The sequence below is a fragment of the Mucilaginibacter sp. P4_E8 genome, assembly GCF_056401495.1.
Map to the genome: position 1 here is coordinate 1 of NZ_JBFUJG010000433.1, position 764 is coordinate 764.

The window sequence follows — 764 nt, forward strand, 5'->3', positions numbered from 1 at the left end:
AAGTATATTACCATCACTTGAATTGTGACTTAAATGAATACTAAAATTAGAAATCACCAATGGAAAAATCAGAAGACCAAATATCAACAGAAGGATTATTCCAAATAGTTGATAATGTAAAAGCAGATGTAGGTGAAGATCACCACGTAATTGCTCAATTAGAAGATATAATTAAACAATATGGTAATTTTGATGATGCTAATGCTCCGGTTAATCCAGAGGCTGTAGCAGCATTTAAAAATATCTTAGGTTAATATTAAACCCACTCACTTTGTTTATACTTGTGCCTCACTTAAAGCTTTAAATAATGATAGAATTAGAGTTAGCAGACATTTACGCCCAAGACTTTAAAAGACACGACCTTAAACCACCACCTGATTTTAAAATTGGTCAAGGTAAAATGATAGTAAAATTTGAAAATGAAGATGCTTATAATTCCTATTTCAATGATTTAGGAACTATATATGGAAAGTTGTTGATAAAAAATGTTCGGGCATATTGGCGTAGCCCTAAAGCAATCTTTATAGAGAACGTGCTTGATAAAATTGCAGACCAAAGGGATAAAAATAAAGGTGCAAAGTTGTAATTATGCAATTATGCAATTATGATTTATATTTGATTTTGTACTGTTGCCCCGGTACATATATTTAAGGATTTAATTGCAAAACCCTCAGCTTTAGAAGTTGGGGGTTTTGTTTTTATATAAATTAAAAATTTCAAAATGGGGGGTGAGCGCAACAGGGGGTTCTGCTTCAATTTGAGTT

Annotated in this window: 2 protein-coding genes; both read left to right on the plus strand. The window is 31.7% G+C overall.

What is annotated here, in order from left to right:
* Positions 1–59: 59 nt before the first annotated feature.
* Positions 60–254 carry a hypothetical protein gene (locus tag AC1DRQ_RS31955; protein WP_477430246.1) on the plus strand — a complete coding sequence of 65 codons (195 nt, stop codon included), beginning with the start codon at positions 60–62 and terminating at the stop codon, positions 252–254.
* A 53-nt stretch (positions 255–307) separates the two neighbouring features.
* On the plus strand, positions 308–586 hold the full coding sequence (locus AC1DRQ_RS31960; protein ID WP_477430248.1) for a hypothetical protein: 279 nt from the start codon (positions 308–310) through the stop codon (positions 584–586).
* Positions 587–764 lie beyond the last annotated feature (178 nt).